Raw genomic sequence first — 16,018 nt, forward strand, 5'->3', positions numbered from 1 at the left:
ATGGTGACCTGCCTTTTATCTGCGCAGGAGCCGTGTTTTACTGGCACTAGAACACGTTGCAATTGAGGAGCGCACACATCATGGCACCCCCCAACATTCCCGCCGACTTCGACTTTCTCGACCCTGACGTCAACCTCGCAGGGTTGCCCGTTGAGGAACTCGCCTGGCTGCGCAAGGCGGAGCCGATCCACTGGGTCGACATTCCGGGCGGCTCGGGTGGCTTCGAGGACCACGGATACTGGCTCGTCACCAAGCACGCCGACGTCAAGGAGGTGTCGAAGCGCAGCGACATCTTCTCGAGCTGGATGAACGGCGCTATCCCGACGTGGCCGCCGGAGATGAAGCGCGAGCAGGTCGAGCTGCAGCGCAGCGTCATGCTCAACATGGACGCACCCCACCACACCCGGCTGCGCAAGATCATCTCCCGCGGCTTCACTCCGCGGGCCATCGGACGGCTGGAAGCCGAGCTGGCCCAGCGCGCCCAGAACATCGCCAAGACCGCGGCGACCGAGGGTAGCGGCGACTTCGTCGAGCAGGTCTCGTGCGAGCTGCCGCTGCAAGCCATCGCGGGCCTACTCGGCGTTCCGCAGGAGGATCGCGACAAGCTCTTCCGCTGGTCCAACGAGATGACCGGTGGCACCGACCCCGAGTACGCCCACGTCGATCCCGCGCAGTCGTCCATGGAGCTGATCACGTACGCGATGGCCATGGCCGAGGAGCGGGGCAAGAACCCCACCGACGACATCGTCACCACGCTCATCCAGGCCGACATCGACGGCGAGAAGCTCTCCGACGACGAGTTCGGCTTCTTCGTGGTCATGCTCGCGGTGGCGGGCAACGAGACCACCCGGAACTCGATCACCCACGGCATGATCGCCATGGCGAACAACCTCGATCAATGGGAGCTCTTCAAGAAGGAGCGCCCATCGACCACCGCCGACGAGATCATCCGGTGGGCCACTCCGGTATCGGCCTTCCAGCGCACCGCCAACGAGGACACCGAGTTGGCCGGCGTGCAGATCAAGAAGGGTCAGCGGGTGGTGATGTCTTACCGGTCGGCCAATTTCGATGAAGAGGTCTTTGACGACCCGCACACCTTCAACATCCTGCGCGACCCGAATCCCCATGTCGGCTTCGGCGGCACCGGCGCCCACTACTGCATCGGCGCGAACTTGGCCCGCATGACCATCAACCTGATCTTCAACGCGGTCGCCGATCACATGCCGGACCTCAAGCCGATCGGTGAGCCCGAGCGACTGCGGTCGGGTTGGCTCAACGGGATCAAGCACTGGCAGGTCGACTACACCGGCTCCACACGGTGACGTCCTGATGGACTTCAATCTCACTGCGACGCAACAGGCCGTCGCCGATGTGGTGACGTCCGTTCTGGACCGGGATCTCAGCTGGGACGCGCTGGTCAGCGGAGGTGTGCCCGCACTGCCGGTTCCCGAGCGTCTGGGCGGCGACGGTGTCGGCTTGCCCGAGGTCGCCACGGTGCTGACCGAGGTGGGTCGCCACGGCGCTATCACGCCGGCGCTGGTCACGCTCGGTTTCGGCGTGGTGCCGCTGCTCGACCTGGCGTCCGATGAACAGCAGGACCGGTTCCTGGCCGGGGTCCCGAAGGGCGGCCTTCTGACGGCCGCGCTCAACGAGCCGGGCACCGCGCTGCCCGACCGGCCGTCAACCACGTTCGCCAACGGGCGGCTGTCGGGCACCAAGGTCGGCGTTGGCTATGCCGGACAAGCGGATTGGATGATCGTCACCGCGGACAGCGCGGTCGTCGTCGTATCGCCGACGGCCGACGGTGTGCAGCTTATCCAGACCCCGACATCCAGCGACGCCGATGAGTACACGGTGACGTTCGCTGACGTCGCGGTCGGTGACTCCGACGTGCTGGCGGGCGCGACGGCGCCCCGGGTCAACCAGTTGGCGCTGGCGGCAATCGGCGCCTACGCCGACGGATTGGTGGCCGGGGCGCTGCGCCTCACCGCCGACTACGTCGCCAATCGCAAGCAGTTCGGCAAGCCGCTGTCGACGTTCCAGACGGTGGCCGCCCAGCTCGCCGAGGTCTACATCGCCTCGCGCACAATCGATTTAGCGGCGAAGTCGGTCGTGTGGCGACTCTCCGAAGGACGGGATGCGGATGACGACCTCGATGTCCTGGGGTACTGGGTCACCTCGCAGGCGCCCCCGGTGATGCAGCTCTGCCACCACCTGCACGGCGGCATGGGAATGGACATCACCTATCCGATGCATCGGTACTACTCCACAATCAAAGACCTGACCCGGCTGCTGGGCGGGCCTTCTCATCGTCTCGACCTGGTGGGAGCGCAATGTTCATAGACCTGACTCCGGAGCAGCGTCAGCTGCAAGCGGAACTACGGGAATACTTTTCGAACCTCATCTCCTCCGACGAGATGAAGGCGATGGAGCAGGACCGTCACAACGAGGCCTATCGTGCGGTGATCCGGCGGATGGGCCGGGACGGCAAGCTTGGGGTGGGATGGCCAAAGGAGTTCGGCGGCTTGGGTTTCGGCCCGATCGAACAGTCGATCTTCGTCAACGAGGCGCACCGAGCCGATGTGCCGCTGCCCGCGGTGACGTTGCAGACGGTGGGTCCCGTCCTGCAGCAGTTCGGTAGCGATGCGCAGAAGAAGAAGTTCCTGCCGGCGATCCTGGCCGGTGAGGTGCACTTCGCGATCGGCTACACCGAGCCCGAGGCGGGAACCGACCTGGCCTCCCTGCGGACCACCGCCGTGCGTCAGGGTGACGAGTACATCGTCAACGGGCAGAAGATCTTCACCACCGGCGCCCACGACGCGGACTACATCTGGCTGGCGTGCCGCACAGATCCGGAAGCCGTGAAGCACAAAGGCATTTCGATCCTGATCGTGGACACCAAGGATCCCGGTTATTCCTGGACGCCGATCATCCTGTCCGACGGCGCCCACCACACCAACGCCACGTACTACAACGACGTGCGCGTGCCCGCGGACATGCTGGTCGGCGAGGAGAACGGCGGCTGGCGGCTGATCACCACCCAGCTCAACAACGAACGGGTCATGCTGGGCCCCGCGGGCCGTACGGCCGGCATCTACGACCGGGTGCACGCCTGGGCGTCCAAGCCCGGCGCTGACGGGGTCACGCCGATCGACCACGCCGACGTCAAGCGGGCGCTCGGTGAGATCCACGCGATGTGGCGAATCAACGAGCTGCTGAACTGGCAGGTGGCCGCCGCGGGCGAGGACATCAACGTAGCCGACGCCGCCTCGACGAAAGTCTTTGGTACGGAGCGTATTCAATACATCGGCCGGCTCGCCGAGGAGATCGTCGGCAAGTACGGCAACCCGGCCGAGCCGGAGACCGCCGAGCTGCTCAACTGGCTGGACTCGCAGACCAAGCGGAACCTGGTGATCACCTTCGGTGGAGGCGTGAACGAAGTGATGCGGGAAATGATCGCGGCCGCCGGCCTCAAGGTGCCGAGGGTGCCCAGGTGACCGACATCCAGGAAGCGATCGCGGAGATCAAGGCGACCGGGGGCCCGAAGCCGCGCGCCGGCCGCGATCCGGTGAACCAGCCGATGATCAACAACTGGGTGGAGGCCATCGGGGACGGCAACCCGATCTACGTCGACGAGGCCGCCGCCCGCGCCGCCGGACACCCGGGAATTGTGGCCCCGCCGGCCATGATTCAGGTGTGGACCATGTTCGGCCTGAGCGGGGAACGGCCGAAGGACGACCCGATGGGCCCCATCATGCAGTTGTTCGACGAAGCCGGCTACATCGGCGTCGTCGCCACGAACTGCGAGCAGACCTATCACCGTTACCTGCAACCCGGCGAGCACGTCAGCATCACCTCGGAGATGGGCGACGTAGTCGGGCCCAAGCAGACCGGTTTGGGTGAGGGTTATTTCATCAACCAGCACATCATCTGGCGGGTCGGCGACGAGGATGTCGCCGAGATGAACTGGCGCATCCTGAAATTCAGGCCGCGCGAGGCCGCTGAGCAGGCTTCGTCGGTGCCCGACGACCTCGACCCCGATGCCATGATGCGCCCCTCGTCGTCGCGCGACACGGCGTTCTTCTGGGAGGGCGTCAAGGCGCACGAGCTGCGGATCCAGCGGCGGCCGGACGGCAGCCTGCAGCATCCGCCGGTGCCCGCCGTGTGGCAGGACAAGGCCGCCCCGATCGACTACGTGGTGGCCAGCGGTAAGGGCACGGTCTTCAGTTTCGTTGTGCACCACGCACCGAAGGTGCCCGGGCGCACGCTGCCTTTCGTGATCGCGCTGGTCGAACTCGAGGAGGGCGTGCGGATGCTCGGCGAGCTGCGCGGGGCGGACCCGGGCTCGATGGCGATCGGGATGCCCGTGCGCGCAACCTATATCGACTTTCCGGCGGGCGACACCGGCCCCGAGTGGACCCTGTACGCATGGGAGCCAGACGCATGAGCGCCCCGACCATCGAAGTGGGCACCGTACTGCCGGAGCTGAAGCTGCACGGTGATCCCACGTTCATCATCTCGACGGCCCTGGCCACGCGGGACTTTCAGGACGTACACCACGACCGCGATCTGGCGCAGGCCAAGGGGTCGAAGGACATCTTCGTGAACATCCTGACCGACACCGGGCTGGTGCAGCGTTACGTCACCGACTGGGCGGGTCCGTCGGCGCTGATCAAGTCCATCGGGCTGCGGCTCGGGGTGCCGTGGTACGCCTACGACACGGTGACCTTCTCCGGTGAGGTGACCGCCGTGGACGACGGCCTGATCACGGTTAAGGTGTTCGGGCGCAACAGCCTTGGTGACCACGTCATCGCGACCGTGACCCTGCGGATGGGGGACTCCTGATGTTGTCGGGCAAAGCCGCGATCGTCGGCATCGGCGCCACCGACTTCTCGAAGGATTCCGGTCGCAGCGAGCTGCGGTTGGCGGCCGAGGCGGTGCTGGACGCGTTGGGCGACGCGGGTCTTTCGCCGTCCGATGTCGATGGGCTGACCACCTTCACGATGGACACCAACAACGAGACTGCTGTCGCGCGGGCGGTGGGCATCGGTGATCTGAAGTTCTTCTCGCAGATCGGATATGGCGGCGGCGCCGCGTGCGCGACCGTCCAGCAGGCGGCGATGGCCGTCGCCACCGGAGTGGCGGACGTCGTGGTGGCGTATCGGGCGTTCAACGAGCGCTCGGGCATGCGGTTCGGCCAGGTGCAGACTCGGCTCGTGGGAGATGCCCGTGCACAGGCAGATTCGACCGCTGCGGACAACTCGTTCTCCTACCCGCATGGCCTCTCGACGCCGGCCGCGCAGGTCGCCATGATCGCCCAGCGCTACATGCACCTGTCCGGCGCGAACAGCCGCGACTTCGGCGCCATCTCGGTGGCCGACCGTAAGCACGCCGCCAAGAATCCAAAGGCGTACTTCTACGAAAAGCCGATCACCATTGAGGACCACCAGAATTCGCGGTGGATCGCCGAGCCGCTGCGGCTGCTGGACTGCTGCCAGGAGACCGACGGCGCGGTCGCGATCGTGGTGGCTTCGCCCGAGCGCGCGCGGGACCTCAAGCAGCGGCCGGCCGTCATCGAGGCGGCATCGCAGGGCTCGAGTCCGGACCAGTACACGATGGTCAGCTACTACCGACCGGAACTGGGCCTACCCGAGATGGGTGTGGTGGGCCAGCAGCTTTGGCAGCAATCCGGCCTGAAGCCGTCCGACATTCAGACCGCCATCTTGTACGACCACTTCACGCCCTTCACGCTGATCCAGTTGGAAGAGTTGGGATTCTGCGGCAAGGGCGAGGCCAAGGACTTCATCGCCGACGGCGCGATTGAAATTGGTGGCCGGCTTCCCATCAACACGCATGGCGGTCAGCTCGGTGAGGCCTACATCCACGGCATGAACGGTATCGCCGAGGGTGTGCGGCAATTGCGCGGCACCTCGGTGAACCCGGTACCCGACGTCGAACACGTCCTCGTCACCGCGGGAACCGGCGTCCCCACGTCGGGCCTGATCCTGGGCTAGGGCTTCGCCCTTCGTTTCCTTCCCGCCGAGTGTGAAGTTGGCTTCACGCTCGCGGCCGAGTGTGAAACTAACTTCACGCTCGACGACTGAAGTGACGCCCCGCGTGACTCGTGCGACGCTGCCGTCGTGGGTGAGCCTTTCCTTGGCAGTGAGGCCGTTGCTCGAGGAGCATTGACCCGAGGTCAGCTAAGCACTGGCTATACCCGGCTCTTCCGAGATGTGTACGTCAGTCGGGATTCAGACGTTACCGCCGCGCTACGCGCGAGGGCCGGATGGTTGTGGACTGGGCGACAGGGCGTGGTCGCCGGGTTCTCCGCGGCGGCACTGCACGGGAGCAAATGGGTCGATGGGGCGACGGTCGTGGACCTCATTCACGACAACCGCCACCGTCAGGCTGGGATCAGAGCTCATGGAGACCGTATCGACGAAGACGAAATTGTCGTCTTAGGGGGGATCGCGGTGACTTCGGCGGCCAGGACGGCTCTGGACCTCGGTTGTTGGTATTCGACCACGGCGGCGGTTGCCGGCATCGACGCGTTGGCTCGCGCAACGCGAATCAAAACGGCCGATGTCGAGCTGCTCGCGGACCGGTACTCGGGCCGTCGAGGCATCGTACAGGCAAGGGAGGCAATAGCTCTCTTCGACAGTGGGGCGCAGTCTCCGAAGGAGTCTTGGCTGCGCGTTGTGCTAGTCCAGGCCGGATTACCGCCACCTGTGACGCAGATCCCGGTCACAGATGACTTCGGGGACCTGGTGGCTTATCTCGACATGGGCTGGGAGGAAATAAAAGTTGCGGTCGAGTATGACGGTGAGCAACACCGCAGCGATCGTCGGCAATACACCTGGGACGTCCGGCGACTGGAAACGCTCGAGCGGCTTGGGTGGATCGTCATCCGGGTGCTGGCAGGGGACCGGCCAGCCGAAATTATCCGCCGAGTGCGCGCGGCTCGTGCCCGTCGAGTGTGAACGTAGTTTCACGCTCGAAGCCGAACGTGCAACTAACTTCACGTTCGGTGGAAAAGAAACTTACGCCGGCACCAGCTCTACGCCGCTCAAAACCACGGCGTTGTCGCGGGCAGGGGCGACGACGCTGGCCAGCAGCCGCCCGTCCTCCTTCCAGATGCCGACATTGAGCGTCTCGCCGGGGAACGCCACACCGGCGAAGCGTGCGCCGTAGGCGGCCACAGCGCCGGCGTCGCCGTCCAGCAGCGTGTCGACGATGGCCTTGCACGTCATGCCGTACGTGCACAGGCCGTGCAGGATCGGCTGCGAAAAGCCAGCTGCCGCAGCGAATTCCGGGTCGGAGTGCAGCGGGTTACGGTCCCCGCAGAGCCGGTACAGCAGCGCTTGCTGCGGCAGGATCGGCACCGCCACCTCGACATCGGGCGCCCGGTCTGGCGCCGCGTCCGAGGTGGACGGCCCGCGCTCGCCGCCGAATCCGCCTTCGCCACGGGCGAAAATGGACCGCCGCTGGGTCCACAGCAGCGTGCCGTCGGGCGCGCTGACCGTCGTCTCACTCCAGATCACCGCGGCCTTGCCCTTGTCCCAGATGTCCGTGAACCGGGTGACGGCGCGAGCAGATCCCGAGGGCGGCAGCGGCCCGGGCACCTCCACCCGCTCGCTGGCGTGCAGCACCTTGCCCAGCTCGATGTCGATGCCGGGGAATTGCACGGTCGGCGGCTTGGTCATGTGAAAGGACGCCGCCACGTTGCCGAACGTCGGCAGGACCTGCGGTGTGTCGTCAACGAGATAGCGCAGTTCGCGCGGGTCCATCGGATCCTTACCGGCCCCCAACGCCAAGTGGTAGAGCTGCACATCGCTGCTTGTCCAAGCGAATTCGATGGGGTCCAGCTCGGCGGCCAGCGCGACGTCTACATCGATAGGCATATCAGTTTTCCCCCGCGATGTGCAGTGCGGCCAAGTAACCGAAGGTCATCGCCGGGCCAATCGTGCCGCCCGGACCCGGGTAGGTGTGACCCATCACCGGGGCACTGACATTGCCGGCGGCGTAAAGGCCTTCGATGATCGAACCGTCGTCGCGCAGCGCACGGCCGTGGACGTCGGTGCGGACGCCGCCCTTCGTACCCAGATCTCCGGGCACCATCTTGGCGGCGTAGTACGGCGCGTGGGTGAGCTCGCCAAGGTTGGGGTTGGGCTTGTTGGTCGGGTCGCCGTAGTAGCGGTCGTACGCGCTCTCGCCGCGGTGGTAATCCTCGTCGACACCAGACCGGGCGAAGCCGTTGAAGCGCTGCACGGTAGCCAGAAACTCGGCCGCCGGAAGGCCTGCCTTTTGGGCGAGCTCCTCGAGCGTGTCCGCCTGGATGATGACCCCGGACTCCAGCCACTTGCGGGGAATGCGTTGTCCCGGCTGCAATCCCGCGAAGATATAGCGGTCGCGGTATTGCTGGTCGAACACCAGCCACGCCGGAATGTTTTCGCCCGGCCCCGACCCCTGACCGAATTCGCCGCCGTACATGTGGTGGCAGGCCTCGACGTAGGGCATCGACTCGTTCATGAACCGCTTGCCCGACATGTTCACGATGATCGATCCCGGCGAATTGCGTTCCGACAACGCGAACCACGGTGCTCCCACCAGCGGGACCGTCGGGCCCCACCAGGCGTCTTCCATCAGTTCCAGTGCGGCACCCAGCTTTTCGGCGGCCACAATGCCGTCGCCGGTATTGGCCTTGGCGCCCACGGTCCACTCCGTGGTGATCGGTGCGCGCTGGTACTTCACCCGCATCTGTTCGTTGTGCTCGAAGCCGCCGGAGGCGAGGATCACGGCGCGCCGGGCCCGGATGAGGCGCGGCTCCGATGACTCTGATGCGCCACTATCGCGGACGTAGACCCCGCGCACCACGCCGTCCTCGACGTACAGGTCGGTCAGCGCGGTGTTGAGCAACACCGGGACGCCCGCCCGCTGGAGCCCGATCCGCAGCGGGCCGATCAACGCCCGGCCCATGCCGACGAGGTTCTTACCGGTCGCCTTCGCCCACATGGTGCGGGCGCCGACCTTCAGGCTGCGCAGCACGCCCCGGGGGTGTCGCTTGAGCTGGTTCAGCCGCACGTAGTCCTGTTGCATCACAACCACGTTGAGCGGCACCTTGCCGTATGCCGGCTCCAGCCCGGCCTCGTCGGGTCCGAGCTTGCGGGCGTCGAACGGCTTCGGCTCGATCGAGCGGCCTTCCGCGCGACCGCCCGGCGCCTCCGGGTAATAGTCGGAGTAGCGCGGAACCCAGCACATCTTCAGCGGCGTGTGCTTCAGCACGAACGACAGCATCTCGGGTCCGCGGTCGAGGTAGGTGTCGATGCGCTCCGGCTCGACGACGTTGCCGACGATCCCGTGCAGGTAGGTCCGGGCCGCCTCGGGATTGTCGCGGACGCCGTCGCGCTTGAGCACCTCGTTGTTGGGAATCCACACGCCACCACCAGAGCGGGCGGTGGAGCCGCCAAAGTGCGGAGCCTTCTCGATGACTACTGTGGATAGGCCCCGGTGAGCGGCGGTAAGGGCAGCCACCATGCCGGCTCCGCCGCTTCCGACCACGACGACGTCGAGCTCCTGTGCTGTCATGTAGAACACGTTATAGAATTGCCCAGGCCGGGCGCTACTGGGCCGGTCACACGGACGAGGGGACTTCTGCAGATGCTCAGTGTTGCGATGCGAGACGAGCTTGCTGCCGACTTGGCGCAGGCTGAGCGGAGCCGCGAGCCGATCGCGCCGCTGACTGCCGCCTACCCCGACATCGACGTCGTCGACGCCTACGAAATCCAGCTGATCAACATCCGTCAGCGGGTCGCCGAGGGAGCCCGGGTGCTGGGCCACAAGGTGGGCCTGTCGTCGAAGGCGATCCAGCAGATGATGGGGGTCGACGAGCCGGACTACGGGCATTTGCTGGACGAGATGGAATTGTCCGAGGACACGCCGGTCAAGGCGAACCGCTACCTGTGGCCGAGGGTCGAGGTCGAGGTCGGTTTCATCCTGAACGCCGACCTGCCGGGAGCCAGCTGCACCGAGGATGACGTACTGGCGGCCACCGAGGCGCTGGTCCCCTCGATCGAGTTGATCGATACCAGGATCACCGACTGGAAGATCGAGTTGTGCGACACCATCGCCGACAACGCCTCGTCCGCGGGCTTCGTTCTCGGCAAGGCGCGCGTCTCGCCGCGCGACGTCGACTTGAAGGGCATCGACGCCGTGTTGCGCTGCAACGGCGAGGTGGTCGCGGAGGGCCGCACCGACGCGGTGCTGGGCAACCCGGTCACCGCGGTGGCTTGGCTGGCCCGCAAGGTGGAGGGCTTCGGCGTGCGGCTGCGCAAAGGCGACCTGGTGCTTCCCGGATCGTGCACGCGAGCGATCGACGCGCACGCCGGCGACCAGTTTGTGGCCGACTTCACGGGCCTGGGTTCCGTTCAGTTGTCGTTCGAATAGTCTCGAATTAAATCGTCGGACTTAAATATCGAGAGCTTCGCAAAGGAGCGTCATGCCGACTAAGGCGAATGTGGCCATTGTCGGGTCGGGAAACATCAGCACCGACCTGCTCTACAAACTGCTGCGGTCGGACTGGCTGGAGCCGCGCTGGATGGTGGGCATCGACCCGGAAAGCGAAGGCCTGGCGCGGGCCCGCAAGCTGGGCCTGGAGACCACGCACGAAGGGGTGGACTGGCTGCTTGCCCAGTCCGAGAAGCCCGACCTGGTGTTCGAGGCGACCAGCGCCTACGTGCACCGGGAGGCGGCGCCGAAGTATGAGGCCGCGGGAATCCGGGCGATCGACCTGACGCCGGCCGCGGTGGGCCCCGCGGTCATCCCGCCGGCCAACCTCCGCCAACATCTGGATGCTCCGAACGTCAACATGATCACCTGCGGGGGACAGGCGACCATTCCGATCGTGTACGCGGTCAGTCGCGCGTTGGTCGACCACGGCGGCGTGCCGTACGCCGAGATCGTGGCGTCGGTGGCGTCGGTCTCCGCGGGGCCGGGCACCCGGGCCAACATCGACGAGTTCACCAAGACCACCAGCAAGGGTGTGGAGACGATCGGCGGAGCCAAGCGCGGCAAGGCGATCATCATCCTCAATCCCGCCGACCCGCCGATGATCATGCGCGACACCATCTTCTGCGCCATCCCCGAAGACGCCGACCGGGACGCGATCGCCAAATCCATCCACGATGTCGTGGCCGAGGTGCAGACCTACGTGCCGGGGTATCGGCTGCTCAACGAGCCGCAGTTCGACGAGCCGTCGATGAACTCCGGTGGCCAGGCGGTCGTCACGACGTTCGTCGAGGTCGAGGGCGCCGGCGATTACCTGCCCCCGTATGCGGGCAACCTGGACATCATGACCGCCGCGGCCACCAAGGTCGGCGAGGAGATCGCCAAGGAGTCCCTATCCGCAACGGCGCCGGGAGCGCAGGCATGAGTACCGACATTTTCTTCAACCCGATCTGGGACGTGCGGTTGACCGACACGTCGCTGCGCGACGGCTCCCACCACAAGCGCCACCAGTTCACCAAAGAAGAGGTGGGGGCCATCGTGGCGGCCCTGGACACCGCGGGTGTGCCGGTCATCGAGGTCACCCACGGCGACGGGCTGGGCGGGTCGAGCTTCAATTACGGGTTCTCCAAGACGCCCGAGCAGGAGCTGATCAAGCTGGCTGCCGAAACGGCCAAGGAAGCCAAGATCGCCTTTTTGATGCTGCCCGGCGTGGGCACCAAGGAGGACATCAAGGAAGCCCAGAACAACGGCGGCTCGATCTGCCGGATCGCCACCCACTGCACCGAGGCCGACGTGTCGATTCAGCACTTCGGCCTGGCCCGCGAGCTGGGGCTGGAAACCGTCGGGTTCCTGATGATGTCGCACACGATTCCGCCGGAGAAGCTGGCCGCCCAGGCCCGCATCATGGCCGACGCCGGCTGCCAGTGCGTCTACGTGGTCGACTCGGCCGGGGCGCTGGTTCTCGAGGGGGTGCGCGACCGCGTCGCGGCGCTGGTCGCCGAACTCGGTGACGACGCCCAGGTCGGCTTCCACGGCCACGAGAACCTCGGGCTCGGCGTGGCGAACTCGGTGGAGGCCGTGCGGGCCGGCGCCAAGCAGATCGACGGCTCGTGCCGCCGGTTCGGCGCCGGCGCGGGCAACGCGCCCGTCGAGGCGCTCATTGGGGTGTTCGACAAGATCGGCGTCAAGACCGGGATCGACTTCTTCGACATCGCCGACGCCGCCGAAGAGGTGGTCGCCCCGGCCATGCCCGCCGAGTGCCTGCTGGACCGCAACGCGCTGATCATGGGCTACTCCGGGGTGTACTCGAGCTTCCTCAAGCACGCCATCCGCCAGTCCGAGCGCTATGGCGTGCCCGCCCACCAGCTGCTGCACCGTGCGGGCCAGCGCAAGCTCATTGGCGGCCAGGAAGACCAACTCATCGACATCGCGCTGGAAATCAAGCGCGAACAAGAGAGCGGTGCCGCGACCTCGCGCTGACAGTTTCTCCCTGAGCGACGGCAACGCACAGGCTACGCAAAGCTGCCGCGAGTACGCTGGCGCGCATGAGCACATCCAACACAGTCGGCGCTCGCCGCCGTGGGCTGTACGGCCTGCTCGCCGGGGGGCTGATGACCGCTACCGCCGCCGCGGTGATCGCCGTGCCACTGGCGGGCACAGTCAACGCGGCTCCCCAGTGCAATCAGACCGTCGGTAATTCCATCGACTCGTACCTGAAGCAGCATCCCCAGCTCCATCAGCAGTTGCAGGCCAAGTCTGAGGCGGAGGGCGGCAACGGCAACGTCATGGACTACCTGAATCGGCATCCCGACGTGCGGCAGCATCTGATCGACCTGTCGCAGCAGTGCGCACCCTAGCGAGTCGGCCTCGTCTTTGAACGTGCGGCCGACGCGCGGGAACGTTCGCCATTGACGAAAAAGTAGAACACGTTCTAGCGTCTAGGCGTGTCCGCAGATTCTTTTTCACGCCCGCTCACCGCCGCGATCGCCGAAGCCGAGAAACTGGTCGTCGATGCGCCCTTCATCGAGACCGAGGCAGACCTGCTCGAAGGGCTGCAGTACCTGGCGGGCTGCGTCTCGGCCTGCGTACACCTGGCCTTCGACTACGACCGGGACCACCCGTTCCTGCAGTCGGGCACCGGCCCGTTCACCAAGATGGGTCTGGACAATCCCGACACCCTCTACTTCGGGACCCGGGTGCGCGCCAATCATGACTACGTCGTCACGGGCCGGCGCGGCACTACGACTGACCTGAGCTTCCAGCTGCTCGGTGGTGAATACACCGACGACAACGTGCCGGCCAGCCAGGCCGCATTCGACGACCGCGAGCTCGAGATCGCGGCCGACGGCAGCTTCGAGTGGCGGGTGCGGCCCACCAGCAATGGGCAGCTGGTCATCCGCGAGGTCTACGGCGACTGGTCGGCACAGCGCGGGACGTTGGCCATTTCCCGGCTGGACACCGCGGGCACCGCCCCGCCGCCGCTGACCCGCGAAACCATCGAAAAGCGTTATGTCACAGCCGGAAAGCAGCTCGTCAACCGGGTGAAGACCTGGCTGCAATTTCCGCAGTGGTTTTATCTCGACCTTCCGGTCAACACGATGGTCGCGCCCCGGCTGACGCCGGGCGGCTTGGCGACGCAGTATTCGTCGGTGGGCCACTACGACCTGCGGCCCGATCAGGCCCTGGTGATCACCATCCCGGTCTCCGACGCGCCCTATCTCGGCTTCCAGCTGGGCAGCCTGTGGTACATCTCGCTGGACTACATCAACCATCAGACGTCGCTGAACAACACTCAGGCGCAAGCGGATCCGGATGGAAAGGTGCGCATCGTCGTGTCCGACCAGAACCCGGGCGTGACCAACTGGGTGGAGACGCTGAACCATCGGCGGGGCTTTTTGCAGTTCCGTTGGCAGCGGGTGTCCCGTCAGCTCACCGAGGCCGACGGCCCGACCGTGGAATTGGTCGACTTCGACGCCGTACCGGCCACGTTGCCGTACTTCGAGCACAACAAGATCTCCGACGACGAATGGCGCGCGCGAATAGCGCTGCGTCAACAACAAATTGCGGCCAGGATGCTGGGGTGACGATGTCAGGATTGCTCAAGGACAAGGTCGTCGTCATCAGTGGCGTCGGACCGGGGCTCGGTACCACCCTGGCGAACCGGTGTTCCCAGGACGGCGCAGACCTGGTGTTGGCGGCGCGGACCGTGGAGCGGCTGGAAAGCGTCGCCAAGCAGATCAATGACACCGGGAACAAGGCGTTGGCGGTGCGTGCCGACATCACCGACGACGACGAGGTCAACTATCTCGTCGAGACCACTATGGCGACCTACGGTAAGGTCGACGTGCTGATCAACAACGCGTTCCGGGTGCCGTCCATGAAGCCGTTGGCCGGCACCAGCTTTCAGCACATCCGTGACGCGATCGAGCTCAGCGCGCTCGGCGCGTTGCGGCTCATCCAAGCTTTCACGCCCGCGCTGGAGTCCTCACACGGATCGATCGTCAACGTCAACTCCATGGTGCTACGGCACTCCCAAGCCAAATACGGCGCCTACAAGATGGCCAAGTCGGCGCTGCTGTCCATGTCGCAATCCCTGGCCACCGAGCTGGGTGAAAAGGGAATCCGCGTCAATTCCGTTGCCCCCGGCTATATCTGGGGTGAAACATTGCAGGCTTATTTCGAGCACCAGGCCGGCAAGTACGGCACCACGGCGGACCAGATCTACGCGGCCACCGCGGCGAACTCCGACCTGAAGCGCCTGCCGACCGAAGACGAAGTCGCCTCGGCGATCCTTTTCCTGGCCAGCGATCTGTCCAGCGGCATCACCGGGCAGACCCTGGACGTCAACTGCGGGGAGTACCACAACTGATGACCGATCGCACCGATATCGGCACCGTCGACGAACTGCACGCGTCGGCCACCAAGCTGACCGGCCTCGACGACTTCGGCACCGACGACGACAACTATCTCGAAGCGCTGGAGGTCCTGCTGGACTCCTACCGGCGCGAAGCCGGCCTAACCGTGTTGGGCAGCAAGATGAATCGGTTCTTCTTACGCGGCGCGCTGGTGGCCAGGTTGCTTTCCGAGGCTTCGTGGAAGCAGTATCCGCAGCACGCCGACATGGTGATCGAACGCCCGATCTTCGTCACCGGCCTGGTGCGCACCGGCACAACCGCGCTGCACCGCCTGCTCGGCGCCGACCCCGCTCATCAGGGCCTGCACATGTGGCTGGCCGAATTCCCACAGCCGCGTCCACCGCGTGAAACCTGGGATTCGCACCCGCTTTACCGCCAACTCGACGCGCAATTCAACCAGCACCATCGCGACAACCCCGGCTACACCGGCCTGCATTTCATGGCCGCATACGAACTGGAGGAGTGCTGGCAGCTGCTTCGGCAATCGCTGCATTCGGTTTCCTACGAGACGTTGGCGCACGTGCCCACCTACGCACAGTGGCTGTCAGAGCAGGACTGGACGCCGTCCTACCAGCGGCACCGCAAGAACCTCCAGCTGATCGGACTGAACGACGCCGAAAAGCGTTGGGTGCTGAAAAATCCCAGCCATCTGTTTGCGTTGGACGCCTTGATGGCGACCTATCCCGACGCGCTGGTGATTCAGACGCATCGGCCGGTCGAGACGATCATGGCTTCGATGTGCTCGCTTGCCCAGCACACCGCGGAGGGATGGTCGACATCGTTCGACGGAGCTCAAATCGGGGCTGACGCAATGGATACCTGGTCGCGTGGACTGGAGCGCTTCAACACCGCCCGCGCCAAGTACTCGCCTGCACAGTTCTATGACGTTGACTACAAGGAACTGATCGCCGATCCGATCGGCACGGTGGCCGACATCTACCGGCACTTCGGTTTGTCGCTGACCGAGGAGGCGCGGGCGGCGATGGAAAAGGCGCACGCGGACAGCCAGTCCGGCGAGCGGGCGCCGAAACACCGCTACTCGCTGGCCGATTACGGGCTGACCGTCGAAACCGTCAAGGAGCGGTTCGCCGGGCTGTAGA

At 65.5% G+C, this 16,018-nt stretch carries 16 protein-coding genes; 14 read left to right on the top strand and 2 right to left on the bottom strand.

The window, feature by feature from the left end; translation table 11 throughout:
- The first annotated feature begins 80 nt into the window (after positions 1 to 80).
- The 7 genes from A5773_RS13600 to A5773_RS13630 all read left to right on the top strand — a co-directional run bounded on the left by A5773_RS13600 (position 81) and on the right by A5773_RS13630 (position 6,980).
- Positions 81 to 1,322 (top strand): cytochrome P450, encoded by a 1,242-nt coding sequence (locus tag A5773_RS13600; RefSeq protein ID WP_067264571.1) that lies wholly within the window; start codon positions 81 to 83, stop codon positions 1,320 to 1,322.
- A gap of 7 nt (positions 1,323 to 1,329) precedes the next feature.
- The gene (locus A5773_RS13605; protein ID WP_066955285.1) at positions 1,330 to 2,343 is read left to right on the top strand and encodes an acyl-CoA dehydrogenase family protein; all 1,014 of its coding nucleotides are present in this window, start codon (positions 1,330 to 1,332) and stop codon (positions 2,341 to 2,343) included.
- Positions 2,334 to 3,497 carry an acyl-CoA dehydrogenase FadE29 gene (gene fadE29 / locus A5773_RS13610; protein WP_066955282.1) on the top strand — a complete coding sequence of 388 codons (1,164 nt, stop codon included), beginning with the start codon at positions 2,334 to 2,336 and terminating at the stop codon, positions 3,495 to 3,497. The genes A5773_RS13605 and fadE29 overlap by 10 nt, the downstream gene beginning before the upstream one ends.
- Positions 3,494 to 4,447 carry a bifunctional MaoC family dehydratase N-terminal/OB-fold nucleic acid binding domain-containing protein gene (locus A5773_RS13615; RefSeq protein ID WP_067264569.1) on the top strand — a complete coding sequence of 318 codons (954 nt, stop codon included), beginning with the start codon at positions 3,494 to 3,496 and terminating at the stop codon, positions 4,445 to 4,447. The genes fadE29 and A5773_RS13615 overlap by 4 nt, the downstream gene beginning before the upstream one ends.
- Entirely contained in the window at positions 4,444 to 4,845 is a 402-nt protein-coding gene (locus A5773_RS13620) for a MaoC family dehydratase (protein ID WP_067264566.1), read from the top strand. The genes A5773_RS13615 and A5773_RS13620 overlap by 4 nt, the downstream gene beginning before the upstream one ends.
- Positions 4,845 to 6,014: a lipid-transfer protein gene (locus A5773_RS13625; RefSeq protein ID WP_067791297.1), complete on the top strand. Its 1,170-nt coding sequence runs from the start codon at positions 4,845 to 4,847 to the stop codon at positions 6,012 to 6,014. The genes A5773_RS13620 and A5773_RS13625 overlap by 1 nt, the downstream gene beginning before the upstream one ends.
- A gap of 126 nt (positions 6,015 to 6,140) precedes the next feature.
- Complete coding sequence (locus A5773_RS13630) at positions 6,141 to 6,980, top strand: DUF559 domain-containing protein (protein WP_066955271.1); 840 nt, start codon at positions 6,141 to 6,143, stop codon at positions 6,978 to 6,980.
- 60 nt (positions 6,981 to 7,040) lie between these two features.
- Here the strand turns inward: A5773_RS13630 and A5773_RS13635 are convergent, their stop codons facing one another.
- Complete coding sequence (locus tag A5773_RS13635; RefSeq protein WP_067264556.1) at positions 7,041 to 7,901, bottom strand: MaoC/PaaZ C-terminal domain-containing protein; 861 nt, start codon at positions 7,899 to 7,901, stop codon at positions 7,041 to 7,043.
- 1 nt (position 7,902) lies between these two features.
- Positions 7,903 to 9,585, bottom strand: coding sequence for a 3-oxosteroid 1-dehydrogenase (kstD, locus tag A5773_RS13640; protein ID WP_067791336.1), 1,683 nt, complete (start codon positions 9,583 to 9,585; stop codon positions 7,903 to 7,905).
- Between the two features lie 72 nt (positions 9,586 to 9,657).
- Here kstD and A5773_RS13645 point away from each other — a divergent pair, with 72 nt between their 5' ends.
- The 7 genes from A5773_RS13645 (at position 9,658) to A5773_RS13675 (ending at position 16,017) form a co-directional block, all read left to right on the top strand.
- Positions 9,658 to 10,443, top strand: coding sequence for a 2-keto-4-pentenoate hydratase (locus tag A5773_RS13645; RefSeq protein WP_066955265.1), 786 nt, complete (start codon positions 9,658 to 9,660; stop codon positions 10,441 to 10,443).
- Between the two features lie 52 nt (positions 10,444 to 10,495).
- Positions 10,496 to 11,428, top strand: a complete 933-nt coding sequence (locus tag A5773_RS13650) for an acetaldehyde dehydrogenase (acetylating) (protein WP_067264551.1) — start codon at positions 10,496 to 10,498, stop codon at positions 11,426 to 11,428.
- On the top strand, positions 11,425 to 12,483 hold the full coding sequence (gene dmpG, locus A5773_RS13655) for a 4-hydroxy-2-oxovalerate aldolase (RefSeq protein WP_066955259.1): 1,059 nt from the start codon (positions 11,425 to 11,427) through the stop codon (positions 12,481 to 12,483). The genes A5773_RS13650 and dmpG overlap by 4 nt, the downstream gene beginning before the upstream one ends.
- A 65-nt stretch (positions 12,484 to 12,548) precedes the next feature.
- A complete protein-coding gene (locus A5773_RS13660) occupies positions 12,549 to 12,860 on the top strand; it encodes a hypothetical protein (protein ID WP_066955255.1) in 312 nt (103 codons plus the stop codon).
- 87 nt (positions 12,861 to 12,947) lie between these two features.
- Complete coding sequence (locus A5773_RS13665) at positions 12,948 to 14,087, top strand: hypothetical protein (RefSeq protein ID WP_067791300.1); 1,140 nt, start codon at positions 12,948 to 12,950, stop codon at positions 14,085 to 14,087.
- 2 nt (positions 14,088 to 14,089) lie between these two features.
- Positions 14,090 to 14,872, top strand: coding sequence for an SDR family oxidoreductase (locus A5773_RS13670; RefSeq protein WP_066955249.1), 783 nt, complete (start codon positions 14,090 to 14,092; stop codon positions 14,870 to 14,872).
- Positions 14,872 to 16,017 carry a sulfotransferase gene (locus A5773_RS13675; protein WP_067791302.1) on the top strand — a complete coding sequence of 382 codons (1,146 nt, stop codon included), beginning with the start codon at positions 14,872 to 14,874 and terminating at the stop codon, positions 16,015 to 16,017. Before A5773_RS13670 ends, A5773_RS13675 begins: the two co-directional genes overlap by 1 nt.
- Position 16,018 lies beyond the last annotated feature (1 nt).

It is taken from the genome of Mycobacterium sp. 852014-52450_SCH5900713 (genome assembly GCF_001667075.1).
Taxonomy (GTDB): Bacteria; Actinomycetota; Actinomycetes; order Mycobacteriales; family Mycobacteriaceae; genus Mycobacterium.